29 protein-coding genes and 1 tRNA gene are annotated in these 26107 nt (G+C 69.5%); 16 read left to right on the plus strand and 14 right to left on the minus strand.

Features of this window, described 5'->3' with window-relative positions; translation table 11 throughout:
- Positions 1-183: 183 nt before the first annotated feature.
- The 4 genes from OXM58_00895 (at position 184) to OXM58_00910 (ending at position 4039) form a co-directional block, all read left to right on the plus strand.
- Positions 184-615 carry a TRAP transporter small permease gene (locus OXM58_00895; protein MDE0146903.1) on the plus strand — a complete coding sequence of 144 codons (432 nt, stop codon included), beginning with the start codon at positions 184-186 and terminating at the stop codon, positions 613-615.
- A gap of 5 nt (positions 616-620) precedes the next feature.
- Positions 621-1901, plus strand: coding sequence for a TRAP transporter large permease (locus OXM58_00900; GenBank protein ID MDE0146904.1), 1281 nt, complete (start codon positions 621-623; stop codon positions 1899-1901).
- A 75-nt stretch (positions 1902-1976) separates the two neighbouring features.
- On the plus strand, positions 1977-3182 hold the full coding sequence (locus OXM58_00905; protein ID MDE0146905.1) for a CaiB/BaiF CoA-transferase family protein: 1206 nt from the start codon (positions 1977-1979) through the stop codon (positions 3180-3182).
- Positions 3182-4039 (plus strand): aldolase/citrate lyase family protein, encoded by an 858-nt coding sequence (locus OXM58_00910; GenBank protein ID MDE0146906.1) that lies wholly within the window; start codon positions 3182-3184, stop codon positions 4037-4039. The genes OXM58_00905 and OXM58_00910 overlap by 1 nt, the downstream gene beginning before the upstream one ends.
- Before the next feature lie 73 nt (positions 4040-4112).
- Here the strand turns inward: OXM58_00910 and OXM58_00915 are convergent.
- Positions 4113-4188 (minus strand) — tRNA-Ala (locus OXM58_00915).
- A gap of 215 nt (positions 4189-4403) precedes the next feature.
- Between OXM58_00915 and cysQ the strand changes: the two genes are divergently transcribed.
- Both cysQ and OXM58_00925 read left to right on the plus strand, forming a co-directional pair.
- Positions 4404-5201: a 3'(2'),5'-bisphosphate nucleotidase CysQ gene (gene cysQ / locus OXM58_00920; protein MDE0146907.1), complete on the plus strand. Its 798-nt coding sequence runs from the start codon at positions 4404-4406 to the stop codon at positions 5199-5201.
- Between the two features lie 37 nt (positions 5202-5238).
- Entirely contained in the window at positions 5239-6237 is a 999-nt protein-coding gene (locus OXM58_00925; protein MDE0146908.1) for an L-threonylcarbamoyladenylate synthase, read from the plus strand.
- A gap of 725 nt (positions 6238-6962) precedes the next feature.
- Here the strand turns inward: OXM58_00925 and OXM58_00930 are convergent.
- Positions 6963-8201 (minus strand): CoA transferase, encoded by a 1239-nt coding sequence (locus tag OXM58_00930; protein MDE0146909.1) that lies wholly within the window; start codon positions 8199-8201, stop codon positions 6963-6965.
- Positions 8202-8352: 151 nt separating this feature from the next.
- On the opposite strand from OXM58_00930, the gene OXM58_00935 reads away from it, so the two are divergent.
- The gene (locus OXM58_00935) at positions 8353-10707 is read left to right on the plus strand and encodes a xanthine dehydrogenase family protein molybdopterin-binding subunit (protein MDE0146910.1); all 2355 of its coding nucleotides are present in this window, start codon (positions 8353-8355) and stop codon (positions 10705-10707) included.
- 273 nt (positions 10708-10980) lie between these two features.
- Here OXM58_00935 and OXM58_00940 read toward each other — a convergent pair whose 3' ends face one another.
- From OXM58_00940 to OXM58_00955, 4 genes are all read right to left on the minus strand, one after another.
- Positions 10981-11751 carry an ABC transporter permease gene (locus tag OXM58_00940; protein MDE0146911.1) on the minus strand — a complete coding sequence of 257 codons (771 nt, stop codon included), beginning with the start codon at positions 11749-11751 and terminating at the stop codon, positions 10981-10983.
- A 226-nt stretch (positions 11752-11977) separates the two neighbouring features.
- On the minus strand, positions 11978-13258 hold the full coding sequence (locus OXM58_00945) for an MFS transporter (GenBank protein ID MDE0146912.1): 1281 nt from the start codon (positions 13256-13258) through the stop codon (positions 11978-11980).
- A 161-nt stretch (positions 13259-13419) separates the two neighbouring features.
- The gene (msrB, locus tag OXM58_00950; GenBank protein ID MDE0146913.1) at positions 13420-13833 is read right to left on the minus strand and encodes a peptide-methionine (R)-S-oxide reductase MsrB; all 414 of its coding nucleotides are present in this window, start codon (positions 13831-13833) and stop codon (positions 13420-13422) included.
- 58 nt (positions 13834-13891) lie between these two features.
- Entirely contained in the window at positions 13892-14641 is a 750-nt protein-coding gene (locus OXM58_00955; GenBank protein MDE0146914.1) for a dienelactone hydrolase family protein, read from the minus strand.
- A 162-nt stretch (positions 14642-14803) separates the two neighbouring features.
- On the opposite strand from OXM58_00955, the gene OXM58_00960 reads away from it, so the two are divergent.
- The 3 genes from OXM58_00960 to OXM58_00970 all read left to right on the plus strand — a co-directional run bounded on the left by OXM58_00960 (position 14804) and on the right by OXM58_00970 (position 16406).
- A complete protein-coding gene (locus OXM58_00960) occupies positions 14804-15763 on the plus strand; it encodes an NAD(P)-dependent oxidoreductase (protein ID MDE0146915.1) in 960 nt (319 codons plus the stop codon).
- 89 nt (positions 15764-15852) lie between these two features.
- Entirely contained in the window at positions 15853-16080 is a 228-nt protein-coding gene (locus tag OXM58_00965) for an antitoxin MazE family protein (protein ID MDE0146916.1), read from the plus strand.
- Positions 16077-16406, plus strand: coding sequence for a type II toxin-antitoxin system PemK/MazF family toxin (locus OXM58_00970; GenBank protein MDE0146917.1), 330 nt, complete (start codon positions 16077-16079; stop codon positions 16404-16406). The genes OXM58_00965 and OXM58_00970 overlap by 4 nt, the downstream gene beginning before the upstream one ends.
- A gap of 39 nt (positions 16407-16445) precedes the next feature.
- On the opposite strand, the gene OXM58_00975 is transcribed toward OXM58_00970, so the two are convergent.
- Positions 16446-17405 carry an acyl-CoA dehydrogenase gene (locus OXM58_00975; GenBank protein MDE0146918.1) on the minus strand — a complete coding sequence of 320 codons (960 nt, stop codon included), beginning with the start codon at positions 17403-17405 and terminating at the stop codon, positions 16446-16448.
- Positions 17406-17431: 26 nt separating this feature from the next.
- Positions 17432-18580, minus strand: a complete 1149-nt coding sequence (locus OXM58_00980) for an acyl-CoA dehydrogenase family protein (GenBank protein ID MDE0146919.1) — start codon at positions 18578-18580, stop codon at positions 17432-17434.
- A gap of 137 nt (positions 18581-18717) precedes the next feature.
- Here OXM58_00980 and OXM58_00985 point away from each other — a divergent pair, with 137 nt between their 5' ends.
- Genes OXM58_00985 through OXM58_01005 form a run of 5 tightly spaced genes read left to right on the plus strand, consistent with a single transcriptional unit; the run spans position 18718 to position 22671 of the window.
- Complete coding sequence (locus OXM58_00985) at positions 18718-19623, plus strand: NAD(P)-dependent oxidoreductase (GenBank protein ID MDE0146920.1); 906 nt, start codon at positions 18718-18720, stop codon at positions 19621-19623.
- A complete protein-coding gene (locus OXM58_00990) occupies positions 19620-20564 on the plus strand; it encodes a GTP-binding protein (GenBank protein ID MDE0146921.1) in 945 nt (314 codons plus the stop codon). Before OXM58_00985 ends, OXM58_00990 begins: the two co-directional genes overlap by 4 nt.
- A 9-nt stretch (positions 20565-20573) precedes the next feature.
- Positions 20574-21959, plus strand: a complete 1386-nt coding sequence (locus OXM58_00995) for an MFS transporter (GenBank protein ID MDE0146922.1) — start codon at positions 20574-20576, stop codon at positions 21957-21959.
- A gap of 23 nt (positions 21960-21982) precedes the next feature.
- Positions 21983-22396, plus strand: coding sequence for an EVE domain-containing protein (locus tag OXM58_01000; GenBank protein MDE0146923.1), 414 nt, complete (start codon positions 21983-21985; stop codon positions 22394-22396).
- Positions 22393-22671, plus strand: a complete 279-nt coding sequence (locus OXM58_01005; GenBank protein ID MDE0146924.1) for a hypothetical protein — start codon at positions 22393-22395, stop codon at positions 22669-22671. Before OXM58_01000 ends, OXM58_01005 begins: the two co-directional genes overlap by 4 nt.
- 12 nt (positions 22672-22683) lie before the next feature.
- Here OXM58_01005 and OXM58_01010 read toward each other — a convergent pair whose 3' ends face one another.
- The 6 genes from OXM58_01010 to OXM58_01035 form a co-directional block, all read right to left on the minus strand.
- On the minus strand, positions 22684-23082 hold the full coding sequence (locus OXM58_01010) for a PIN domain-containing protein (GenBank protein MDE0146925.1): 399 nt from the start codon (positions 23080-23082) through the stop codon (positions 22684-22686).
- Complete coding sequence (locus OXM58_01015; GenBank protein MDE0146926.1) at positions 23079-23309, minus strand: AbrB/MazE/SpoVT family DNA-binding domain-containing protein; 231 nt, start codon at positions 23307-23309, stop codon at positions 23079-23081. The genes OXM58_01010 and OXM58_01015 overlap by 4 nt, the downstream gene beginning before the upstream one ends.
- 114 nt (positions 23310-23423) lie before the next feature.
- The gene (locus tag OXM58_01020) at positions 23424-23774 is read right to left on the minus strand and encodes a Rap1a/Tai family immunity protein (protein ID MDE0146927.1); all 351 of its coding nucleotides are present in this window, start codon (positions 23772-23774) and stop codon (positions 23424-23426) included.
- Between the two features lie 86 nt (positions 23775-23860).
- Positions 23861-24010 carry a hypothetical protein gene (locus tag OXM58_01025; protein ID MDE0146928.1) on the minus strand — a complete coding sequence of 50 codons (150 nt, stop codon included), beginning with the start codon at positions 24008-24010 and terminating at the stop codon, positions 23861-23863.
- Positions 24007-24390 carry a type II toxin-antitoxin system VapC family toxin gene (locus tag OXM58_01030; protein MDE0146929.1) on the minus strand — a complete coding sequence of 128 codons (384 nt, stop codon included), beginning with the start codon at positions 24388-24390 and terminating at the stop codon, positions 24007-24009. Before OXM58_01030 ends, OXM58_01025 begins: the two co-directional genes overlap by 4 nt.
- Positions 24387-24644, minus strand: a complete 258-nt coding sequence (locus OXM58_01035) for a type II toxin-antitoxin system prevent-host-death family antitoxin (protein MDE0146930.1) — start codon at positions 24642-24644, stop codon at positions 24387-24389. The genes OXM58_01030 and OXM58_01035 overlap by 4 nt, the downstream gene beginning before the upstream one ends.
- Before the next feature lie 198 nt (positions 24645-24842).
- Here OXM58_01035 and OXM58_01040 point away from each other — a divergent pair.
- A partial coding sequence (locus OXM58_01040; GenBank protein MDE0146931.1) for an acetate--CoA ligase occupies positions 24843-26107 on the plus strand: 1265 nt, incomplete at its 3' end.

Below are 26107 nucleotides of genomic sequence, written 5' to 3' on the forward strand. Positions count from 1 at the left end.
AACAAACTGCCCTAATACTGTATTAAACGCCCGCGGGGCCCCCCCCTATTCGGGCTAACCCGGTGGGCCGTTTCCTTCTTGTAAAACCGTAACACGCCCCCCGCCGCGCGCTAGCGCGCGCGGCGGCTGATCCGTGCCGTCGACCGGACGTTCGATTATCTCGGCGTCCTGGCGTTTGCGGGCATGATCGTCGTCCTCTGCCTGCAAATCTTCTTTCGCTATATCCTGGCCGCGCCGCTCGTCTGGGCGACGCCGCTCTCGATGTTTCTCTTCATCTGGGCGATCTGGTTCGGCGGCGCATCGGGTATCCGCGACCAGAGCCAGATTCGGGTGGAACTGGCGGAGCGATACCTGCCGCACGGCATCCAGCGGATTCTCATGCCGGGCATCAGCCTCGCGAGCGCGCTGTTTCTGCTGATCGTTATCTACAAGAGTTTCGAGGTCGTTGAACTGCAGAGCTCTGCAATTTACGACACGCTGCCCTTTACCCGGGATTACCTGTTCATTGTCGTTCCGGTCGTCGGCAGCGTCATGGTGCTGCAATTCATCCGGGTCTTCGTGCGCCAGATCGGACAGTATTATTTCCCGGATGCGGACAAGAACCGGGACGGGTAGACCCGATGGATATCTTCATCCTGTTCTCGTCCCTCCTGGTCCTGATGCTGATCGGCGTGCCCGTGACCTTCTCCATGGGTATGGCGGCGGCCTTCTATCTGACAGTCTCCGGCCAGCTCGACATGCTGGTCATGCTGCCCCTGCAGATGGTCGTCGGGCTGGAGCATTACGGCCTGATGGCCATCCCCCTGTTCTTTCTTGCCGGCGCCATCATGACGTCCGGCGGGTTGACGGCCCGGCTGCTGAATTTCTCGCGCGTCCTGATCGGCCGGGTGCCGGGCAGCCTGTCCATGGTGAACGTGACCGGCAGCATGTTTTTCGCCGGCGTTTCCGGATCCTGCGTCGCAGATACCTCCGCCGTCGGCAGCGTGCTGATCCCGGCGATGAAGAAGGAAGGCTACTCCCCGGCCTATGCGGCGGCGGTGACCGGTGCGTCGTCGACGGTCGGCCATATCATTCCGCCCAGCATTGCCATGATCGTGATCGGTGTCATGGCCGAAGTGCCGATCGGGTCGCTGTTCCTGGCCGGCGCCATCCCCGGCCTGCTGCTCGGCGTCGGCCTCATGGGCCTGTCGCTTTGGCTGAGCGTGGCACGGAATTATCCGCGGGCGCCGAGACGGTCGACATTGCAGGAAATCGGCGAAGCCACCGTATCGGGACTGACGGCGCTGGCCATGCCGGTAATCGTTGTCGGCGGTATCCTGTTCGGTGTGGTTACGGTTACGGAAACCGGCGTTCTCGCCTGCCTCTACGCCCTGCTGGTCTCGATGTCCTACCGGGAATTGACCCTGAAGAGCACCTGGGAATTTTTCGTGTCGACGAGCCAGGGTGCGGGGAACCTGCTGATCCTGCTGGCGCCGGCCTCCTTCTTCAGCTGGGTGGTGCTCAACACCGGCATGGGGGATCAGCTGGTCGACCTGATCGGCGCGATTTCGACCGACCCGCAGACCGTGATGCTGCTGGTCATCGTCTTCCTGCTGATCATCGGCTGCGGGCTGGACACGCTGGGCATGGTCTTCATTTTCGTGCCGGTCCTGTTCCCGGCCGTCGAAGCGATCGGCATCGATCCGCTGCACTTCGCGCCGGTCTTCGTTCTGTGCCTGGGCATCGCCCTGCTGACGCCGCCGGTGGGCATCATCCTGTTCATGGTCACGAACATGTCCGGCGCGCCGCTGACCGAGGTGATCCGGGAATCCCTGCCGTTTTTCCTGATTCAGCTCATCGTTCTGGGGCTTGTGGCCTATCTGCCGTTCCTGTCGACCTGGCTGCCCGGTACGATAATGTGACGGGCGGGTGACAGGCAGGTGACGGGGGCAGACGGCACATGGACGATGCGCCCAAGCCCTGCGGAAGGTTTGCGAATGCAAAACGGTGAATACTGGCCTGATGCGGACGGACCGCTGGCCGGAGTCCGCGTCGTCGACATGACCCGGCTGGCGGCCGGCAACATGGTGACCCGCATGCTCGCCGATTTCGGGGCGGAGGTCATCAAGATCGAGCGCCCGGGCATCGGCGACGATCTGCGCGATTTCGGCGAGGGGCGGGTCTGGTGGAAGGAGTACGCCCGCTCGAAGAAAAGCTTCACACTCGATTTCCGGCAGGAGGAGGGGGCCGCGCTCCTGCACGGGCTGGTCACCCGCTCGGACATGCTGGTCGAGAATTTTGTGCCCGGCACTCTTGAGAAATGGGGTCTCGGACCCGAGGAACTGTGGAAGACGCAGCCCGGCCTCGTGATCGTCCGGGTCTCCGGCTATGGGCAAACCGGTCCATACGCCGGGAAGCCGGGCTTCGGCACCCTGGTCGAGGCGCTGACCGGCTTTGCCGCGATGACGGGGTTCGAGGACAAGCCGCCGCTGCTGCCGCCGATGGCGCTCGCCGACATGGTCGCCGGCATATCCGGCTTCGGAGCGGCGGTCGTCGCCCTCCTTGCGCGCGACAGGGGCCGCGCTAGGGGGCAGGTGATCGACGTGTCCCTGTTCGAGCCCCTGTTCAGCGTGATCGGACCCTGGCTGGCGCACTACAAGGCCAACGGCAAGATCCCGATCCGCGAGGGCAACCGGAGCAAGATCGCCGCGCCGCGCAACGTCTACGAATGCGCCGACGGCAAATACCTCGCCCTGTCGGCCTCGATGCAGTCCATGTGGGAGAAGGTGGCTATCGCCATCGGGCGCCGGGAGCTGATCGACGACCCGCGCTTCCGGTCCGGCCGCGACCGCGTCGACAACATGTATGAGCTCGACGACATCGTCGGCGGCTACATCGCCTCGAAAACGCTGCGGGACAATCTCGACCATTTCGAGGCCGCCGGCGTCACCGTCGGCCCGATCTGCGATCCGACGGACCTGATCGACCACGAATATATCCGCGGCCGCGCCGTCGTGGAGGACTTCCCCGACGCCGACCACGGCACGATCCCGCTCCACACGCCCTTCCCGCGGCTGAGCGAAACGCCGGGGACGATCCGCGCGCCAGCCCCCGAACTGGGCGAGCATACCGACGAGGTGCTGGCCCTGCTCGGGCGCGGCGCGGCGGACCGCGCACGGCTTCGCAAGGCGGGGATCGTGTGATGTGGCGTTCGCTCCTGTTCATGCCGGTGCTCGAGGAGCGCTTTCTGGCGAAGGCCGCCGAGCGCGGCGCCGATGCCGTCGTTCTCGACCTTGAGGCCAGCATCGTTGCCGCCCGCAAGGACGAGGCTCGGGCCGCCCTGGCGCCGGCCGTCGAGCGGCTGCATGCCGCCGGACAGGATGTTTTGGTGCGGATCAACATGCCGTGGCGACCGGCGCTGAAGGACCTCGAATTCGCCGTCCGTCCGGGCGTCAGGGCCCTTGCGCTGCCCGGCTGCGAATCGGTAGCGCATGTCCTGGCCATCGATGCCTGTGTCGGCGAGCTGGAAGCCGGGCGCGGCTTGCCGCACGGCGGCATTCGCCTGGTGCCGCTGATCGAATCCCCGCGCGGGGTGCGCGACGCCGACGCCATCCTGCGCGCCACCGGCCGGATCGCCTGCGTCGGCTTCGGGATCGAGGACTATCTGGCGATTCTGGGAGCGCCTCCGTCGGTCGACCTCCAGACGATGACGGGGCTGGCGGTGGCCGAGGCGGCGCGTGCGGCCGGGGTAGTGCCGCTGATCGTTCCGGAAACGCTCGGCAACCTGGAAGACCTCGATGCTTTCGAGGCCGCGGCCGAGCGCGGCCGGCGGATGGGGTCAGAAGGCGGATTTGCGGCCCATCCGGGCCAGGTCGCGCGCCTCAACAAGGTGTTTACGCCGACCGACGAGGAGGTCGCGACTGCAGAGCGGATCGTCGCCGCCGCCGCAGAGGCGGAGCGCGCCGGGTTGGGCGCGGTGCGGCACGAGGGCGGGATGATCGACGGGCCGATCATCGTCCGGTCGGAGCGGTTGCTGGAGCGCGCGAGGCGGTATCGCTAGCCGTTGCCGACGCGCTTCTGCGGCAACGAAAAACCGGCCGCGACGTGCGTCGGCGGGCCGGTCTTCAGGCGTTTGGTGGAGCCGAGGGGAGTCGAACCCCTGACCTCTTGAATGCCATTCAAGCGCTCTCCCAACTGAGCTACGGCCCCATCCGGAGGGAAGGCCGGCGCGGCGTCCCGGCCGATCTGTCCGGCAGGCGCCGCCCGCGCGGCCGGCCTTCAATAAAGGCTCCGGGCCCAAGGAATCAAGGCTCGGGATCAAGCCGCCGCCCGATGCGGCGAAATGGGCGGAGAGCGGCGCAAGGCCCTGTCCGCCGCCGGCCGCGGCCCTAGATTGGCAGCCTCCGCATCCGCCGGAAAGCCCGATGCCGAACGTCCTGCCCGATCTCGAGTCCCTGGTCGATCCGGTTTGCGCCATCGCCCGCCGGGCCGGTGCGGCCATCCTGCCCTTCTACCGGACCGACCTCGACATCGGGCGCAAGGATGACCGTACGCCGGTCACCGAGGCCGACCATGCCGCCGACGCCGTGATCGTGCCGGCGCTGGAGGCGCTGACGCCGGATATCCCCGTCGTGTCGGAGGAGCGCGCGGCGAGCCACCGGACGGACGGCACGGGCGCCCGGCCGTTCTGGCTGGTCGACCCGCTCGACGGCACGCGGGAGTTCATCAACAAGCGCGACGAGTTCACCGTCAATATCGCCCTGGTCGCGGCCGGCCGGCCGGTGTTCGGCGTGCTCGGCATCCCGGTGCGCGACGTCGTCTACGCCGGCTACACGAATGACGCCGGAACGGCCGTGGCGAGCCGGCAGGCGGGCGCCGGGCCGGCGGAACCGGTCTGCGTCCGCGCCGCGCCGGCCGACGGCATCGTCGTCGCGGCCAGCCGGTCCCACGACAACTGGGACGAGCTGGACGATTTCCTGAACGGCGAGAACGTCGCCCGCCGGATCATCGCCGGCAGCGCGCTCAAGTTCGCCCTGGTCGCCGAGGGCAGCGCAGACCTCTACCCCCGGCTCGGTCCGACCATGGAATGGGATACCGCGGCCGGCCAGGCGATCGTCGAGGCGGCCGGCGGCACCGTGCGAACCCTCGCCGGCGGCCCGCTGACCTACGGCAAGGCCGGCTGGCGCAACGCCGGCTACGTCGTGCGCGGCCGCCCCTCCTGACGCGCAGTTCGCCGGCAAGAGAGACGGCACGGGGACGATGGCGCTACGGCCGGCGGACGGGGCCGGGATTGCCGCGGCGGCGGAACGGCTGCGCAGCGGCGGCCTCGTCGCCTTCCCGACCGAGACGGTCTACGGCCTCGGCGCCGACGCGACCGACGACCGGGCGGTGGCGCGCATCTTCGAGGCCAAGGGCCGGCCGCGCTTCAACCCGCTGATCGTTCACGCGCCCGACCTCGCGGCGCACCGGGCCTGGGCGGTCTTCGACGACCGCGCCCTGCGCCTCGCCGACGCCTTCTGGCCCGGTGCGCTCACCCTCGTTCTGCCGCGCACGCCGTATGCGCCGGTCTCCCGGCTGGTCAGCGCAGGGCTGGATACGGTGGCGGTGCGCGCGCCGGACCATCCGGTGGCACAGGCGCTGATGCGCGCCGCCGGCTGCCCGGTCGCGGCGCCGAGCGCCAACCGCTTCGGGAAGCTGAGCCCGACCGAGGCCCGCCATGTCGAAGCCTCGCTCGGCGATGCTGTGGACCTTGTCCTGGACGGCGGGCCGTGCCCTGGCGGCCTCGAGTCGACGGTGCTGTCCCTGACCGGAGAAACGCCGGTGCTGTTGCGCCCCGGCCTGGTCACACATGTGCCCATAGAATCGATCATCGGGCCGGTGCAGATGGCGGACCCGGCTTCGGCCGGGACATCGCCCGCAACGCCGCTCGAATCGCCGGGTATGCTGGCCGCCCACTACGCGCCGCGCGCACGGTTGCGGCTCGACGCCGGCGATGCGCTGGAGGAAGGCGAAGCGCTGCTGGCCTTCGGCGATGCCCCGGAGGCACGCCCGGCCGGCCCGGCCGACCCAGGCGGCTATACCGCGGTACGCAACCTCAGCCCGGCCGGCGACCTCACCGAAGCGGCGGCCAACCTGTTCCGCCTGCTGCACGAGCTGGATGCGCTCAACCCCGCGGCCATCGCCGTCTCAGCCATACCGGACGACGGCCTCGGCGCCGCCATCAACGACCGCCTCCGCCGCGCGGCGCATCGGGCGTGACACGGATTTCTCTGCGAAATACTGCGAATCGGCTCCGACAGACGAAACAACGCGCCCCCTCTCCCTTTGGATTCCCCTGCGAAAAGCCGTGAGCCGGACCAGTCTTTCAAAATTATTTCCTTTTTTACGATTTTTTCCTTGAAACGGGCGATCCCGCGCCCTATATCGGCCCCGTCAACGCCCGAAGTGCGCCTGCCGCGGCCGGCCGACGCCTCCCCCCCTCAAAAAGAAGCAAACGAAGAAACCGGCGGGGGACCGTGCGGGAACCTTCCACCCTGCCCGCTTCCCGGCCCGCCGCCGCCGATCGGCGATCCCAGGTGCGCCCTATGCGCCATTGGGCTTGACAGCCGGACCCCGTCCGGTTCGACCCTCCGATTCCGCCGGGCCATCGTGCCCCCGATCCTGCCCGGCGGTGCCGCCCCGGTGTCGAGCGGCGCTTCCGCCAGGCCAGGAGGCTGGAAAATTTCCTATCGAGATTGATTTTGCGCATTTCCGAACGGCGTGTTTCCAAAGATTCCAAAGGGTTAGGGCTGCCGGGTGCAAAAAAATATTATTTAGAATGGTCTGTCTAATTCTAAAAACCAAGCAATTTCAAAGACTTAGGGAAACTGATTTTGAATATTCGTTCAAAATCCGGCCGTTTTCCGGCGTCCGGCCCGTCCGGCGCCCCCTTTCGCAGAGCAATCCTCCGATGAGGGGGAAGAGACGGGAAGCGGCACTCCCGCTCACGCGCCGGTAATCTCCGCAACCTCCGCCGCATCGAAGCCGGCCTCCGCCAGCAGCGTTTCGGTGTGCTCGCCGAGATGCGGCTGGCCGAGGCGGACGGGCAGCGCGGCGCCGTCGAAGCGGAAGGCGGTGTCGGGAATCTCCATCTTGCCTTCGGTCGGATGCTCGAAGGGCCGGAAGAAGCCGGTGGCGGAAAGGTGCGGATCGGTCCGGAGGTCTTCGAGCGTGTTGACCGGGCCGCAGGGAATTTCGGTGCGGCGCAGCAGGTCGAGCCATTCGGCGGAGCTTTTCTTGACCAGGTCCCTGCCCGATTCGCCGTAGAGCGAATCGACATGGTTCAGCCGGGTGTTGACGGTGAGGAAGCGCGGATCGTCCTTCATCTCCGGCCGGCCGACCAGGTCCCAGAAGCGGTCCCACTGCGCATCGGTGTAGGCGAGCAGGCAGATGAAGCCGTCCGCCGTCGGCTGGGGCCGGCGGTGGGGCGAGAGCACGCGCGGATAGCCCGGCGGCGTCATCGGCGGTGAGAAGATCGCGCCATACTGATGCTCGGCGAGGGTAAAGCTCGCCACGCCCTCGAACATCGCGGTCTCGACATAGACGCCCCGGCCGGTTTTCCGGCGCTGGAGGAGCGCCGCAAGCATGCCGTTGGCGGCGAGCAGGCCGGAAATCTTGTCGGCGACGATGGTCGGGATCAGGTTGGGCGTGCCGTCGCGGGCGAGGAAGGTGCCGGCGAGGCCGGACTGGCCCTGGATGACGTCGTCATAGGCCGGCTGGCCGGCATAGGGCCCGCCGTCGCGATAGCCGTAGAGGCCGGCATAGACGATGCCGGGGTTGCGCGCCATCACGGCATCCGGATCGAAGCCCAGCTTCAGGATCTTCTGCGGCCGGATGTTGTGCACGAATACGTCGGCGCTATCGACCAGCCGCCACAGCGCCTCGCGCGCCGCGCCGCGCTTGAGGTCGAGCACGATGCTCTTCTTGTTGCGGTTCATGCCCAGGAACAGGGCCGCCATGTGCGGGCTGCGGCCCGGCCCCATCTCGCGCATGGCGTCGCCGCCCGGCGCCTCGACCTTGACGATCTCGGCGCCGAAATCGCCCAGGGTCTGGGTCGCATAGGGGCCGTAGACGATGGTGGTGAGATCGAGGATGCGGACGCCTTCGAGCGGCAGGCCGGTCCCCGCTGGACCGGCGGCGGCGGCCGGCTTCGAAGCGGGCGCAGGATCGTTGGTTGTGCTCATGGCTGCGAAAAGGGACGGGCCGGACCCAAAGGTCAACCGGCAGCCGGGTCGCGGCCCCATACGGAATGCCGTGCAGGACAGTCGTGCGGGCGGTCGGGCGCGCCAGAAAGGCGACTGTCGCCAAGCCGTCCCCGACCCTAAATCCAGCCCTATGACGACACCGGAATCCACAGCAGAAAAAGTCCCCCTGATCGGCGCCTCGATACCGCGCGTGGAGGACCGCGCGTTTCTCACCGGGGCCGGCACGTTCACCGCCGATCTCCGCCGGCCCGGCCAGGCCCATGCCGCCTTCGTGCGCACGCCCCATGCCCACGCCGTGCTCGGCGAAATCGACCCGGCGGCGGCGCTGGCCGTTCCGGGCGTGCTGGCGGTCTATACCGCGGCGGACCTGCGCGCGGCCGGCGTGCGCGCCCTGCCGACCGGCGCGGACGAACCGTTGCCGGACGGCGAACTGCATCGCGCCATCGTCGACGCGCCGCACTATCCGCTGGCGGAGGGCCGGGTGCGCTTCGCCGGCGAAGCCGTCGCCCTCGTCGCCGCCGAAACCGAGGCGGCCGCCCTGGAAGCGGCGGAACTGGTCGAGGTCGATTACGAGCCCCTGCCGGCGCTGGGCACGGCGGAGGATGCACTGGCCGACGATGCAGCGGCGATCTGGGAGGACGCGCCCGACAACCGCTCGGTCGTCTGGGCGGCGGGCGACAGGGCCGCGACCGATGCGGCCTTCGCGGCGGCGCACCGGGTCGTCGGGCAGGATATCGCGTTCACCCGCTCGACAGCCGCCTTCATGGAGCCGCGCGGCGCGCTCGCCGAATATGCCGACGGCCGGTTCACGCTCCATGCCGGCAGCCAGTCCGGCCACGTCCTGCGCGCGATCGTCGCCGATTGCCTGGGCATTGGACGCGAGGACCTGCGGGTGATCGTGCCGGATACCGGCGGCGGCTTCGGCGCGCGCAACCTGGTCTATCCCGAATTCGTCGTCGTGCCGTTTGCGGCGCGGTCGCTCGGCCGGCCTGTGCGCTGGATCGCAAGCCGGAGCGAAGCCTTCCTGACCGACACCCAGTCGCGCAGCCAGAATCTGCACGCCCGCATCGCGCTCGACGCCGAGGGGCGCATCACGGCCGTCGACGTGCGGGCCGACTGGTGGCACGGCGCCTACTGGGTCAATCGCGCGCCGCACGTCATCGTGACCTGGATGTCGCCGATGATCTGCGGGCCCTACCGCATTCCGGCGTACCGCTTCGAGTTTACCGGCGTCTTCACCAACACCGCCCCGATCGCGGCCTACCGCGGGATCGCCCGGGCCGAGGCGACGCTGGTGCTGGAGCGGCTGATCGACCGGGCGGCACGCGAGACGGGGACCGGCCGGGTGGACCTGCGCCGGCGCAACCTGATCCCGCTCGCCGACATGCCGTGGCAAGCGCCGACCGGCGCGCGCTACCAGCGCAACGATTTCCTCGGCAGCCTGGACGCCGGGCTGGCCCGGATCGATTGGGACGGCTTCGCCGAACGCCGGGCGGCGTCGGCGTTGCAAGGGCTGCGCCGGGGCCGTTCGGTGACGACCTATATCGAGAATGCCGGCGGCGCGCTCGCCGAGTTCGCCGACATCCGGGTCGAGGCCCCCGAACCGGAAGGCGGGCCGGAGGACGGGCGGGTGCGGGCGCTGGTCGGCAGCCAGGATAGCGGCATGGGCCACGCCACCGTATTCGGCCAGATCCTCGCCGACTTGCTGGGCGTGTCGCCGGACCGGGTGGTCGTCGAGGACGGCGATACCGACCGCATCCCGCAGGGCGGCGGCTCCCACGGCTCGCGCACCATGCGCATCGGCGGCGGCGCGATCCACAACGGGGCGCTGTCGCTGATCGAGGCGGGCCGGCCGCTGGCCGCCGACCTGCTGGAGGCCGCGGCGGCGGATATCGGCTTTGCCGGCGGCGCCTACCGCGTGCAGGGCACGGACCGGACCGTCTCCCTGTTCGCCGTGGCGGCGGAGGCCGACAGGCGCGGCGCGCCGCTGCGCATTGAGGAACGCTTCGAGGTGCCGGGGATGAGCTATCCCAGCGGCTGCCATCTGTGCGAAGTCGAGGTCGATCCCGAGACCGGCGCGGCGCGGATCGAGCGTTATGTCGTGGTCTCGGACCCCGGCACGGTGATCAACCCGCTGCTCGCGGCCGGGCAGCTGCACGGCGGCATCGCCATGGGCGTCGGCCAGGCGATGATGGAGAACACGGTCTACGAATCCGGCACGGGCCAGCTGCTCAGCGGCAGCTTCATGGATTTCTGCCTGCCCCGGGCCGACGACATGCCGCCGGTCGATACGGTCTTCAACCCGGTGGCGGGAGACGACAACCCGCTCGGCGTCAAGGGCATCGGCGAGGGGCCGACCACCGCATCGCCGCCGACCGCGATCAACGCCGTGCTGGACGCGCTCGCCGAAGACGGCGTGACGACGCTCGACATGCCGCTCACGCCGCACACCGTGTGGCGGGCGCTGGAGGCGGCGCGAGGCTGAAGCGTGCAGGAGCAAGGACCGTTACCGGCGACGGCCGGCCCGCCTTCGTGCCATCGAGAGGATTCTTCGCTTGTCATTTCGACCGGAGCGTAATCGCGCTTCCGTCATTTCGACCGACCGGAGGGAGCGGAGAAATCTTTTAGACGCGGCGACACCGCCCTTGCTCTGCGCTGGAAAGATATCTCCGCTGCGCGGCTCTTCGAGCCGCTCCGGTCGATATGACGGTCCAAGGTAAACTCCGATTTGGCGAGAAGCTGGGGACCGGCTGATAGGCTAGCTCTTCAGCTTGTAGCCGGTCCGGAACATTTGCAGGCAGACCAGCCACAGGGCGACATTCAGCGCCAGCAGCGCGAGGCCGCCGGCCAGCGTGTCGCCGTCGGCGCGGCCGATGAAGCCGCTGCGGAAACCGTCGATCATGAAGAAGAACGGGTTGAAATGGGCGAGCTCGTTGAGCAGCGGCGGCAGCCGTTCGATGGAATAGAAGGTGCCGCTGAGGAAGGCGGCCGGCGTGATGACGAAGTTGGTGACCGCGGCCATCTGCTCGAACTTGTCGGACCAGATGCCGCCGATCAGGCCGAGCAGCGACAGCAGGGCCGACGCCATGACGGCGAAATAGAGGATGGTGAGCGGCGCGTGGATCTGGACCGGCACGAAGACCGCCATGGCGCCAAGCGTGACCGCCCCGACCAGCAGGCCGCGGGTCGCGCCGGCCGCCGCGTAGGCCAGCGCCAGTTCGCCCGGCGAGAGCGGCGCCATCAGCACGTCGACGATATTGCCCTGGATCTTCGAGATGAGCAGGGAACCGGCGGTGTTCTGGAACGCGCTCTGGACGATCGCCATCATGACGAGGCCTGGCGCGAGGAACTCGACGAAGGGCACGCCGCCGATCTCGCGCACGACGTCGCCCATCGCCAGGGAGAAGACCGACAGGAACAGCAGCGTCGTCACGATGGGGGCGAGCAGGGACTGGGTGACGACCTTGAGGAAGCGCTGAAGCTCCTTGCGGTACAGCGTCCACAGGCCGAGCCAGTTGACGGCGCCCATGGGCCGCGGCCCGACGGCCGCCGCGCCCTCCGGCGGCGTCTCGGCGGGGACGGCGGTGTCGGCGGCGGCGGCGTTCTCGGGTGAAAACGGGTTCATGCGGCTGGCATCGCGGCGGGTCGGGGCAGGCTACGCGCCTGATCTATGGACCCGCGCGGCCGAAAAAAGGGTGCCGCGCCCGGAGACGACGAGTCCGGCGGCAATTCCGGCGGCGCGCGGAGGGTCCGGATCAGCCGCCGCGGTCCGGCGGCGTTTCCTCGGCGCGCGGATCGAAGGCGAAAATGTTCGGCGAGGTCCGGGCCATCGGCACATAATCCTCGCGGTCCTCGGGCGCGATCGCCCGGCGCTGTTTCGTGCGCCGGAAAGTCCACAGCGCGACTGCGCCGTGCACGACGCCGGTGAACAGGAAGAGATAGCCCGATCCCAGCGCTTCCATCAGGGCTGCGGCGATCAGCGGCCCGGCGACGGCGCCGACCCCGAAAATCACCAGCAGGCCGGCGCTGATTTCGACGAAGTCCTCGGGGTCGGCATGGTCGTTGGCGTGGGCGACGGAAAAGCCGTAGATCGAGAAGGCTGCGGCCCCGAAGAAGAAATACGCGACATAGACGAAAAGGGCCGGCAGGCTGTCTGCCGCCAGCAGGACTGCTCCTGCCGCCGCGGCGACGGCGCAGACCGCGGCGATCAGCCAGCGCCGGTCGGGCAGCCGGTCGGACAGCCGGCCCAGCGGATACTGCACGACCGCACCGCCGACGATGGCGACGCTGACGAAGATTGCGATGCCGGCCACCGACAGGCCGAGGCCCTTGGCATAGACCGGCACCAGGCTCCAGACCGCGCCGTTGGCCATGCCGTTGGTGAAGCAGCCGACCACGGAGACCTGGGAATTGCGCCACAGCTTCCGCAGATCCGGCCGCGCCTTGACCGGCAGCGGCGGCGAGGGCGCCCGGGTCAGGCAGACCGGGATCACCCCCAGCGCGAACAGGATCGTCGCGAGGGAGAACAGCTTGGAACTGCTCGGCGTATCGAGCAGGAGGAGATATTGCCCGGCGGTCACCGCCGCCAGGTGGATCGCAACATAGGCCGAGAAGACGGTGCCGCGGTTGCGCCGGGTTGCGGCGCCGTTCAGCCAGCTCTCGATGACCATGTAGAGGCCGGAGATGCAAAGGCCGATGATGATGCGGAAGAGGATCCAGGCGGCCGGATGCAGCGCGAGCAGATGCAGCAGCGGGACGATGGCGCCGAGCGCGGCGATGGCGGCGTAGACGCGGATGTGCCCGACCCTGGCGACCAGCGGCGGCACCAGATAGCAACCGGCCACGAAGCCGACCGAATAGGCCGCGCCGATGACGCCGATCCAGGCGGCGCCGAAGCCTTCGAGGTCCGCGCGCAGCGGCACCAGGGTGAGGAACAGGCCGTTGCCGAGCATGAGCAGCGCCACCCCGACGAGCAGGGCGGCGACCGGCGCGAGCAGCGCCTTCGGTGCGGCGAGGGAGTCGGTGATGCGCGCCACGGCGAGCGGCCTTTTCGAGTGGCCTTGGCGGCAGTGCCAAGGCGCGGCGATATGGGCATCGAACGGGGCGCGCGCAAGCCCCTTTACGGCGCCGAATTACGGGCGGGTTGCCGCGACGCCGGCCGAACCGGAAATTCCGGCGGCGTCGGCGGGAAACCGGCTCAGTCCGGGCCCTTGGCCTCGAGCTTGAGCGATGCCGAGTTCATGCAGTAGCGGTGGCCGGTCGGCGCCGGTCCGTCGGGAAAGACATGCCCCAGATGGGCGTCGCATTTGCTGCACAGCACCTCGGTGCGCAGCATGAACAGGCTGCGGTCGTCGCGCAGGGCGACGGCACTGTCGTTCACCGGCGCCCAGAAGCTCGGCCAGCCGGTTCCGGAATCGTATTTCTTGTCGGACGCGAACAGCGGCTGTCCGCAGCAGACGCAGCGGTAGGTGCCGGGCGTCTTGGTGTCCCAGTATTCGCCGGTAAACGCGCGCTCGGTGCCGTGCTCGCGGGCGACGTGAAACTGGATATCGGTCAGCATCGCCCGCCATTCGGCGTCGGTCTTGACGATCTTGTCGGTCGCGCCGGTCATGGAAGCAACTTGGTCCCGCGGCGCGGCGTTTCAAGGGAAACCGAAGGGCTCCCGCCGGTCAGCCGAGATTGCGGCGGAACAGGGCGAGCATGCGCTCCCAGTGGCGCTCGGCGGCGGCCTTGTCGTAGCAGTGCCGGTCGGGGAAGGCGAAGCCGTGATGCGCACCGGCATACCGCTCGATCCGGTGGCGCACGCCGGAGCCTTCGAGGCAGCGCGCAAGCGCATCGACAGACGAATCCGGCACCCAGATATCGTCCTCGGCGAAGGCGAGATAGAGTTCGGCCCGGATGTCGTCCGTCCGCAGATGGGGCGAATCCGGCTGGTCGGTGACGATGCCGGCGCCGTAATAGCTCGCCGTCGCCGCGATCTCGTCCGGATAGCGCGCCGCGACCGTGTAGACGAACTGGCCGGACAGGCAGTAGCCGACGCAGCCGGCCGGCCCCGGCGCCGCGCCGTCCAGCGACCGGGCATAGTCGAGCAGCTGGCGCGTGTCCGCGGCCACCCGGTCGTTGTTCACGCTCCTGACCAGGCCCCAGAACCGCTTGCGTTCGTCGGAGCCCTTGACCTCGATCTGCTGCGCGTCGAGCAGAACCTCGTCGATCCCGGCCATGCGGTAGAACAGGTTGGGCAGCAGCACGCAGTAGCCGGCCGTGCCGATGCGCCGGGCCATGTCCTTCAGTTCCTCGCGCACGCCGATCGCGTCCATGTAGAACAGCACGACCGGATGCGGCCCGCCCTCGTCCGGCCGGGTGACGAAGGTCTCCATGACGCCGTCGGGCGCGTCGATCCGGGCGATATGCTCTTTCATGGTCCGGCCTTTCCTGTCGCGACGGCGGCAGGCAAGCCCGTCCGGCGGCAGCCGTCAAGGGCGCAGGGACAGGGCGCTTGCAGTTGCGCCGGGGCCGGGGCACAAACCGCCGCCCGGCGGCGTCTTCCGGCGCCAGCGCGTTTCCGCAGCGGAGCCTGCCCCATGAAGATCGGATTTATCGGCCTCGGCAATGTCGGCGGCAAGCTGGCCGGCAGCCTGCAGCGCAACGGCTTCGACCTGGCGGTGCGGGACCTCGACCCCGCTGCGGTCCGGCCCCTTGCCGACGCCGGCGCGCAGGTCGGCGAAAGCCCCGCCGCGATGGCCGCTTCCTGCGACGTCGTCATCACCTGCCTGCCGTCGCCGGCGGCGAGCCGCGCGGTCCTGGAGGCCGGCGACGGCCTGCTGGACGGCCTTACGCCGGGCACGATCTGGGCCGAGATGAGCACGACCGACGAGGCCGAGGTCCGGCGGCTGGGCGCCCTGGTGCAGGCGAAGGGCGGCGAACCGGTCGATTGCCCCGTCTCCGGCGGCTGCCACCGGGCGGCGACCGGCAACATCGCGATTTTCGCCGGCGGCGAACGCGCGGCCTTCAAGCGGCTGCTCCCCGTGCTCAAGGCCATGGGCCGGCGCATCCTCCACACCGGCCCCCTGGGCTCTGCGTCGGTGCTCAAGGTGGTGACCAACTATCTCGCCACGGCCAACCTGGTCTCCCTGTGCGAGGCGCTGGCGACCGCGAAGATGGCCGGCATGGACCTCAACACGACCTACGAGGCGATCCGCATCTCCTCGGGCAATTCCTTCGTCCACGAAACCGAGAGCCAGGTCATCCTCAACGGCAGCCGCGACATCAACTTCACCATGGACCTGGTCTCCAAGGATATCGGCATCTTCGGCGCGATTGCCGAGCGTGCCGGCGTGCCGCTGGAACTCGCGCCGCTGCTGATCGGCATCTTCAAGGACGGCGAGGCCCGCTACGGCCCGCGCGAATGGTCGCCCAACATCGTCCGGCGGCTCGAAGAAGCCTGCGGCATCGAAATCCGCGCCCCCGGCTTCCCGGCCGAGATGATCGACGACGAGCCGGAACAGCCGGGCTATGAGGTCGTGCCGAAGGGGCGGGGTTGATGACGCTGAACAAATCCGGTCCGACACCGATGTACTTGCAATGAGGATATGACTGGCCTAGGTTACATGTAACCTGACGGAGAAATACAGTGACAAGTTTACCGAAGCGCTCCGAGGCATCGAACGACAAGGTTCGCCGGCATCGCACCCGGCTGCGCCGCGAGGGCCTGCGTCCGATCCAGATCTGGGTGCCCGATACCCGCGGGCCAGACTTCGCGGATGAAGCCCGCCGGCAATCACGCGCCGTTGCTGCGAGCCGGCATGCCGAGGCCGATCAGGCGTTCATCGATGCCATAGGTGAGTTCGACGCCGGGTGAAACGCGGCGAGACCTGGATTGCGGCCGGCGGCGGAGACTACACGGGAAAGTCCAGGCCCGTCGTCATCGTTCAGGACGACCGGTTCGAGGAAACGAATTCCGTCACCATATGCGCGATCACCGGCGATTCGACCGAAGCGCCGCTGTTTCGCATCCCCGTTTCCGCCGGCCCGGGCAACGGCCTCGTCGAGAACAGTCACGTCATGGTCGACAAGATTTCGACCGTTCGCCGCGAGCGCCTGAGTCGGCAGATCGGTGCGCTTTCGGCCGGAGACATGCGCCGCATCGACCGGGCGATTCTGGTCTTCCTCGGCATTGCGGGTTAGGCGCGGACGGCGCGAGAGCGCGACTGCGCACTGCCCGGCTCACCCGCCCGTCAGCGTTGGCCACAGCGTGTCCGCGCCGTTGCGGCAGATCTGCGCGCCGAGGCGGCGGCTCCACCAGTCCTCGTTGCCGCAATCCTCGCACCATTGCCAGATCGCGCGGGTCAGCCGGTGCAGGGGATATTCCGCGGTATAGCCCATCGCGCCGTGGAACTGGTGGGCGGCCTTCGCGGCGAGCGTGCCGGCCCGCCCGGTCGCGATCTTCGCCGAAGCGGCGAGGAACGGGCCGTCGCCGTCCAGCTCCCGATCAAGTGCAGCGAAGGCGGCGCGCGCCATCTGCGCCGCGGCGGCGGTCTCGGCCGCGGCGACCGCGATATGCTGCTGCACCGCCTGGAAGCGGGCGAGCGGCCGGCCGAACTGGCGGCGTTCGCGGACATAGTCGAGGGTCATTTCCAGCGCCGCCCCCGCCGCGCCGGCGATCTGCACCGCGCGGGCCGCCGCCATCGCCTGCCGGAGGGGCGTGACGCCGCCGGTCCCGCCGGGCAGCGCCGCCGAAGCCGGGACGCCGTTCAGCAGGATGCTGCCCAGTCCGTCCGGCGGCGCGGCGGCGTTACCGGCAGGATCGACAGCGCGGGCGTTCTCCGGCCATGGGATGCGGCAGCCCGGTTCGGCCGGCACCAGCGGATCGTCCGGTACGACGTTGCCCTGCCGCGCCAGCAGCCAGGTCAGCACCGCGGTATCGGCGGCGGGCGAGGGGTCGCCCAGCGCGCCCAGCGCCTCGATGGCCGCCGCGCCCTCGGCCAGCGTCGCGCCGGCGCCGCCCTGCGCTTCCGGCACCAGCAGCTTCGGCAGGCCGAGATCGGCGACCGCCCGCCAGTGATCGTCCGACCATACGAGCGCCCGGTCCGCCGGCCCATCGTAGGCGGCGGCGTGCGGCGCCAGCGCCTGCCGGATCGCGTCGGCAAACGCTGCGCCCGCCGTATCGCCGTTCGCGCCGGTCATCCCGTTCCCCGTCATCCCGTTCCCGGTCATCGAAGCCCCAGCCCGCGCGCAATGATGCCGCGCACCACCTCGCGCGCGCCGCCGCGCAGGGTGAAGGAGGGCGTGTGCAGCACGTCGTAGGTCAGCAGGTCCTCGATCAGCGCCGCGCGGTCGCCGGCCGGGGTTTCCGCCAGGATTCGCCGCGCGATTTCCGGCGTGTCCTGCTCCAGCGCGGTGCCGACCTCCTTGACCAGCGCCGCCTCGGTGTTCGGCGTCGCGCCCCGGTCGAGCGCGCCGGCGACCTGGATCGACAGCAGCCGCACCGCCGCGAGCCGGGCGACCAGCGCGCCGATTTCGCCGGCAACCAGCCGGTCCGGGTCCGGCCCGGCGGCGCGCACCAGCTCGACGATCAGGCGGAAGGTCGAGAGGAAGCGGTCCGGCGCGCTGCGCTCGAAGGCCAGCTCGCTCATCACCTGGCGCCAGCCGTCGCCGGGGCTGCCGACGATGCGGTCGGCCGGGATGTCGTGGCCGTCGAAGAACACTTCGTTGAAATGATGGTCGCCGGCCAGGTTGTGGATCGGCCGGATCGCGATGTCCGGCGCCTTGAGGTCGATCAGGAACTGGCTGAGCCCGCCGTGCCTGTCGTCTCCTGTTTCGCCGGTTCGGCAAAGCGCAACCATCCAGTCGGCGCGGTGGGCATTGGACGACCAGATCTTCGCGCCATCGATGCGCCAGCCGTTGCCCGACGGCGTGGCCTTCGTGCGCACCGCGGCGAGGTCGGAGCCGCTGTCCGGCTCGCTCATGCCGATGGCAAAGCTGTATTCGCCCGAGGCGATGCGCGGCAGGAAACGGCGGCGCTGTTCCTCGGTGCCGAAGCGCAGCAGCAGCGGCGCGGTCTGGCGGTCGGCGATCCAGTGGGCCGCGACCGGCGCGCCGCCGGCCAGCAGTTCTTCGAGCACGACGTAGCGTTCGAGCAGGCCCTTTTCCCGGCCGCCATAGCGCTCCGGGATCGCCATGCCGAGCCAGCCGCGCCGGGCCAGTCGCGTGCTGAACCCGCGGTCGAAGCCCTCCCAGGAGCCGACCCAGCTATCGATCCCGGCGCGCGCCCGCTCTTCGGCCAGAAAGGCGCGCACCTCGGCGCGCAGGCCGGCGAAGGGGGCGAGATCGGGCAGCGGCGTATCTGCGAAGAACTGCATGGCCGGGGTGTTACGGCATCCGGCGGTGCAGGGGAAGGCGGCTGCGCTGCGGTGCGTATGCGCAATCGGAGGCTCCCCTGCCGGGGCGCGCGGGCTATCATGGGCGGACAGTTCTCGCCGCCAGTGGAGCGATGCCCATGCCGCCATCCCGCGAAACCGTCGGCTTCGTCGGCCTCGGCAACATGGGCCGGCCGATGGCCGCCTGTCTGGCCCGTGCCGGTTTCGAGACCATTGGCTACGACGCAAACCCGCGCGCGTCGGCAGCCTTCGCCGCGGAGACCGGCTGCCCGACCGCGCCGACGCTGGCCGCCCTGGCGGAGGCCGCGACGCTCGCCGTGACCATGCTGCCGACCGGCGCCATCGTCCGCCGGGTGCTGCTGGAAGAGGAGCAGGGCGCGCTGGCAAACGGCCTCGGCGCCGGTCGATCCGGGGGCGGGCTGGTCGTCGACATGAGTTCGTCCGAGCCTGTCGGCACCCGAGCGCTCGGCGAAGCCCTGGCCGAACGGGGCATCGCCCTGGTCGATGCGCCGGTCAGCGGCGGCGTCGAAAAGGCCCGGGACGGCACGCTCGCCATCATGATCGGCGCCGACGACGCGGCGGCTGCCGAACGGGCGGAGCCGGTCCTGCGCGCCATGGGCGACCGGCTGTTCCGCGCCGGTCCGCTCGGCGCCGGCCACGCCGCCAAGGCGCTGAACAACTACGCCGCGGCGGCGGCCTTCACCGCGGCGGCGGAGGCGCTGATCGTCGGCGAGGCGTTCGGTCTGGAGCGCGAAACGCTGCTGACGATTATCAACAATTCGTCCGGGCGCAGCTTCAATTCGGAAGTGCCGATGAAACAGGAGGTCCTGCCCCGGACCTTCGCCACCGGCTTCAAGCTGGGGCTGATGGCCAAGGACGTCGCCATCGCCGCCGATCTCGCAGATGCGCTCGGCGCCGACGCGCCGCTCAGCCGCGACATGAAGGCCCGCTGGGCGGCGGCCAGCGCCGCCCTCGGCCCCGACGCCGATTTCACCCGTGCGGTCACGCTCTGGGAGCCGGCATGACCGCGCGCCGGCCTATCCCGGTCACGGTGATCGGCGGCTATCTGGGCGCGGGCAAGACGACCTGCCTCAATCATCTGCTGGCGGCGGAGCACGGGCTGCGCCTCGCCGTGCTGGTCAACGATTTCGGCGCGGTCAACATCGACGCCGGGCTGATCGCGGCGCATGACGGCGACACGATCGCGCTGACCAACGGCTGCGTCTGCTGCGCCATTGCCGACGATCTCGGCGCAGCGCTGCAGGCCCAGACCGAACGCCAGCCGCCGCCGGACTGGATCGTCGTGGAGGCGAGCGGCGTCGCCGACCCGGCGCGGGTCATGCGGCTCGCCGGCAACTGGCCGGGCTGCCGGCCGGCCGGGACCGCCGTTCTGGCCGACGCCGCGACGGTCCGCGAACGGGCGCGGGACAAGTTCGTCGGAAGGCTGGTCGTGCAGCAGATGCAGGCGGCGGACCTGCTGGTGCTCAACAAGCTGGACCTGCTTGCGGCGCCGGAGGCCGGGCAGGTTCGCGCTTGGGTGCAGGCGCAGGCCGCGCCGGCCGAACTCGTCGAGGCCCGCTTCGCGCAGGTCGATCCGGCGCGGCTGCTCGGCATCGGCGTTGCGGCACCGGCGCCGTCCCCCGGCGACGCCGGTGAACCGGAAGAGCCCGGACACGGCCTGTCGTCGGTCGTCTGGCGGCCGGCCGGCCCGGTCGATCCCGGCGCCCTCGAACGCCTGTTCGCCGGCCGGCCGGATGTCCATCGCGCCAAGGGCGTCGTCGCCACCGGCGCGGGCCCGCAGCGGATCGACTGGAGCGGCGGCCGGCTCGGCCTGTCGTCGGCGCCGCCGGAACCGCCGCAGCTCGTGCTGATCGGCCCATTCGGTGCCGCGGCCCGGCAAGCCCTGCTCCGGGCGCTGGATGCCTGTGCCGAACCGGCGGGTTGCGCCGGCCGCTTCGCCGGATAGAAGGGGCCGGTGAACGAGCCGATCCCGCCAAGACCGCCAACGCCGCCGGACGAGGCACGCCCCGAAGCCCGCAGCGGAACCGTCGGGCTGCTGATCGTGCTCGCCGCCGCCTTCACGGTCAGCCAATTCTACCGCACCGCGCCGGCGGTGATCGGGCCTGAGCTGCGCAGCGGACTGGCGCTCAGCCCGGCCCAGCTCGGCCTCGCCGCCGGCGCCTTCTTCATCGCCTTCTCGCTGATGCATGTGCCGATCGGCGTGCTGCTCGACCGGTACGGCCCGCGCCGGGTCATGGCGGCCATGCTGGCCATTGCGAGCGCGGGCGCCGCGCTGTTTTCCCAGGCCGGCGGCGCGGCCGGCCTGGTCGCCGCGCAGCTGCTGATCGGCGCCGGCTGCTCGGCCATGTTCGTCGGCGGGCTGGTCGTGGTCGCCCGGCGCTTCCCGCCGGCCCGCTTCGGCGGCCTCGCCGCCCTGCTGACCTCCGTGAGCGGCCTCGGCATGGTCCTTTCCGGCACGCCCTTCGCTGTGCTCGCCGACGCGGTCGGCTGGCGCGCCGGCTTCCTGATCGCGGCGGCGGTCTCGCTGGCGCTGGCGATCGTCATCTTCCGGGCGGTGCCGCGGCGCGGCGAACGCCGGCCGGAGCAGCCGGCCGAATCCTTCCTGCGCTCGGTGCTCGATCTCGGCAGCATCTTCCGCCACGGACCGGTCTGGGGCGTGATCGCGCTGGCCATGGTGTCCTATCCGTCGGTCATCGCCGTGCGCGGCTTCTGGGGCGGTCCCTATCTGGCCGACGTGCACGGCGCCGATACCATCGAGCGCGGCGACATCCTGCTCGTCATGAGCGTTGCCACGATCGTGGGCGCGGGCCTCTACGCCCTGTTCGAGCGCCGGACGACCCTGCGCATGCCGTTCGTCTACCTGGCGGCCGGCGCGAGCGCCCTCGGTTTCTGGCTGCTGGCGCTGGCGCCGGTCTCCTTCCCGGTCCAGGCCGCCCTGCTGTTCGTCCTGATCGGCACGTTCAGCTTCGGCTCGGTGCTGTTGCTGGCGCTGGCGCGCGACATGTTCCCCGACCGGCTGACCGGCCGGGCGATCACTTCGGTCAACTTCACCTCCTTCCTGGGCGCCGGGCTGATGCAGGTGATCCCCGGCATCGTGCTCGGCCTGTGGCTGCCGGTCGACGGCCATCCGCCGGCCGAGGCCTACCGCGTCGTGTTCGCCGGCATCGGCGCCGTCCTTCTGGCCGCCACCGCGGTCTTCACCCTGGTGCTGCGCCGGCAGATCGCGGAGGGCTGGCGCCGCTGGGCTGCGCGAAGGGCCGGGCGACCGGTCGCGCCGGAGGCCGCGCCGGGGGTTGCACCAAAGGGCGAAGCACGCCAAACCGGGCGCCACACCGACTGACAGAAGCTCAAGGAGGCGAGCCGATGGCCTACTGGCTGGTGAAATCCGAACCGGGCGAATGGTCGTGGGACGACCATGTGCGCGACGGTGTCGCCGAGTGGGATGGCGTGCGCAACCACCAGGCGTCGAATAACATGCGCGCCATGAAGCTCGGCGACCGCGCCTTCTTCTACCATTCGGTGAACGAGAAGCGCATCGTCGGCGTGCTCGAGGTGGTGCGCGAATTCTATCCCGACCACACCGACCCGTCCGGCCGTTTCGACATGGTGGATTTCAAGGCGCTGTTCCCGGTCGAGCGCCCGGTGACGCTCGCCGAGATCAAGGCCGACCCGGCCTTCGCCGACTTCGCCCTGGTGCGCAACTCGCGCCTCTCGGTCATGCCGGTCAGCGACGAGCACTGGCAACTGCTCTGCAAGATGGCGGAGACGGAGGCGTGAGCGGGGCGGACCGCAAGGAGGCCGCGGACAGGGTCGCCGCCATCCTCGCGCGGATCGAGCCTCCGTCTGAGGAGGCCGGCCGCACCGAGGAGGAAATCATGGAAGACGTCCTCGCCGACATCGCCGCTGCCCGCAAGCAACGCCGTGACCGGAAGGCGATTGCCATCGAGGACTTGTCGCACGCCGAAATCGAAGCGATCCGCCGTGCCGAACCGCCGGCTGAAGCGGCGCAATACGATGATGAGCTGACCGGCGCGCACGGTGCCGACTGCTGAAATAGTGCCGGGTCAGGCGCTGCTGAACGGATTGACGATGGTAAGGCCGTCGATGCGGCGGCCGGCCTCGATGTCTTCGGTCAGGAGGGTGTCGCAGCCGGCTTCGAGCGCCGAGGCTAGGATCAGCGAATCGTGGAAGCTGAAGCGGTGCTGCCGGGCGAGGGCAACGGCCGAGGCCCAGGTGTCGATGCCGACCGGCCGCACGGGATCGAGCGCGGTTCGCAGGTCCGCCACGGCCCCGGCGATCGCGTGCCAGTCGAGCCGGAACTTCCGGCGCAGGACCGCGGTAAACTCGTTGACGACCTGAACGCTGATCACGCCGCCGGCCAGGATGGCCTGCCGCGCGATCTCGCCCCTGGGATCGCCGGTCTGGGCGTAGATCAGCACGTTCGTATCGAGGAAGGCGGTCACCGGAGGTTGGGGTCCTCGCGGTCGAAGGCGTAGTCGTCGGGCAGGGCCCAGCCCCGGGCGCCCATACGCTCGACCGCCCGCACCCGTCGTTCGTCCTTCGCCAGCACGATCCGTTCCGGCGTGGCGGAAACGATCTCCAGCCTGTCGCCCACGCTCAAATCGAGGCTATCGACCAGCGCCCTGGGCAGCCGTACGGCCAGGCTGTTGCCCCATTTCGAAACCTGCATCGTCCAATTCCGGATATTGTTGAACTTAAGATATACTATTCTATTGGATATACAATTTCAAGATATGGTCAGGCCGGCCTCTGCGCGATGCGAAGGCGGCGCCGGGGCCAGATCTCAAACGCCCCGGCAACGATGGGCCTTGGCGAGCGCCCGGAGAACGACGCGCCCGGCCGGCCGGGCCCGGTCTGCGGGCGCACGGCGCAGATGCAGGAGCACGGCGATGGAAAGCTCCGCAATGCTCGCCCCCGGCCGCGGGCAGACGACCGGCAGCCGGCCGTACAGCCCGGCCGAGGCCCGGTGCCCGGCCAGCACGCCGTCGACATAGGCGTGCAGAATGCCGATCGGGATGCCGATCAGATCGTCGGCAATCCGGATTCTGCGCTCGCCCTGCGCCGGGCCGGCCGCCGCTGACAGGACAGACGCGGCGAGTACCGCCGCCGCAAGAACCGTTCCCGATCGCTTCATGGTTCCGCCTCCCTCGAACACCGTTCGCTGCCGCTGCCTGCCGCTCTTTCAGGCCGTCCGGGCGGCGGCGCGCGCCGCATCCGCGCTCAATACCCTTCGTCCCGAACCTCCCGGAGCAGTTCGGCGGCCGGCCGGCGCAGCCGGGGCATGGTCGCGCGAAAATCGGCCAGTTCCTTCAAGGGCAGCGGCTTCCGGGGGGCGGAGGGCTCGCGCTTGTCGCCGGAATGCACACTCACAGCACGCTCGCAACGTCCGTCTGCGCAAAATCCCCGCCGATATAGAGCAGCGGACAATCGTGCGATTTCGCCGTTTCGTAAGCGAAACAGTCGCCGAAATTCAGCCCGGCCGGGTGGACGCCTTTGCCCCATCGCGCATGGGCGTCGGCGACCCGTCGCGCCGCGGCAGGCGAGACGCTTGCGATCTCAAGGCCGAGTCCGTCGATCAGCGTGGACATTTCCGCGCCGAAGCCGCGCCGTCCGGCAACGATCAGCGCCTCGGCTACCGTTGCGGCCGAAATCGCGACCCGGTCGTTTGTTCCGAGCGCTTCTTTGCAAGCCGCCGCCGGCGGCTCCTTCATCAAGATCGCCATCAGGGCCGAGGTGTCGACGGCGATCATGCCGGCAGACCGTCGTCGTCGTAGAGAAAGTCCTGGCTGCGGGCGGCGCTCGGACCCTCGGTCATTTTGTTTGCGGCGGCGGCCTGCACGGCGGCGATGACCGCGCGCCGCTCGGCGGCGGTGGGCCGCCGCTCGACCGGGGCCAGCCTGACCGTGGCGCGCCCGTGCCGGGTCAGCACGACCTCCTCGCCCGCCTCGGCGCGGCGGACGAGTTCGGTCAATTGCCCTTTTGCCTGCGTCACGGAGATCTGCATCGGTCCGCTCCCGATCGGATTAGATCGCGTATTTAGACCATAGAACGGTCCATTTCAAGGCCCGGCCGCCGTCGAAGCGCGGCGCCCCTTTTGCAGCCCCTGTGCAAAGGCGCCCCCTGTGCAACGGCGCCCTGCCGCGGTAAAACCGCAGCGGAGGGATACAGGGCCGGACCTAGCCGGCAAGTTTGAGGCAGGACAATGGTGGACGCAGCGGAATATCCCGTCACTCCGGAATGGGCGAAGCGGGCCCATATCGACAACGAGCGCTATCTGGAAATGTACGAGCGCTCGGTCCGCGATCCGGACGATTTCTGGGCCGAACAGGCCAAACGGGTCGACTGGTTCCGGGAACCGACGGTCATCCGGAATGTCGACTACGGCTATCCGGACGTTTCGATCAAATGGTACGAGGACGGCGTCCTCAACATCGCGCACAACTGCCTCGACCGGCATCTGGCGAGCCGCGGCGACCAGACGGCGATCGTCTGGGAGGGCGACGACCCGGCCGAGGACCAGAAGATCACCTACCGCGAGCTGCACCGCGACGTCTGCAAGTTCGCCAACGCGCTCAAGGGCCTGGGCGTGCAGAAGGGCGACCGGGTCACCCTCTACCTGCCGATGATCCCGGAAGCCGCCGTCGCCATGCTGGCCTGCGCGCGCATCGGCGCGGTCCATTCCATCGTCTTCGGCGGCTTTTCGCCCGACGCGCTGGCCGGCCGGATCGACGATTGCGATTCGGAATATATCGTGACCGCCGACGAAGGCCTGCGCGGCGGCCGCACGGTGCCGCTCAAGGTCAACACCGACGCCGCCATCGACATCGCCGGCAAGATCCGCAAGACCGTCGTCGTCCGGCGCACCGGCGCGGACATCGCCTGGCACGACGGCCGCGACCACTGGTACCACGATCTGATGGAGGGCGCGCCGGAGGACTGCCCGGCCGAGCCGATGAACGCGGAGGACCCGCTGTTCATCCTCTATACCTCGGGCTCGACCGGCAAGCCCAAGGGCGTCATGCACACGACCGGCGGCTATGCGGTCTACACCGCCATGACGCACAAGCTGATCTTCGATTACCACGACGGCGACGTCTACTGGTGCACCGCCGACGTCGGCTGGGTCACCGGCCACAGCTACATCGTCTACGGCCCGCTCCAGAACGGCGCGATCACGCTGATGTTCGAGGGCGTGCCCAACTATCCGGACAGCTCGCGCTTCTGGCAGGTCTGCGACAAGCACGGCGTCAACATCTTCTATACCGCGCCGACGGCACTGCGCGCTCTGATGCGCGAGGGCGAGGGGCCGGTGAAGGCGTGCAGCCGGGCCTCGCTGCGCCTGCTCGGCTCGGTCGGCGAGCCGATCAACCCGGAAGCTTGGGAATGGTATTACAAGGTCGTCGGCGACGGCCGCTGCCCGATCGTCGATACCTGGTGGCAGACCGAGACCGGCGGCATCCTGATCAC

This window comes from Rhodospirillaceae bacterium, from assembly GCA_028819475.1.
In the GTDB taxonomy this organism is placed as follows: Bacteria; Pseudomonadota; Alphaproteobacteria; order Bin65; family Bin65; genus Bin65.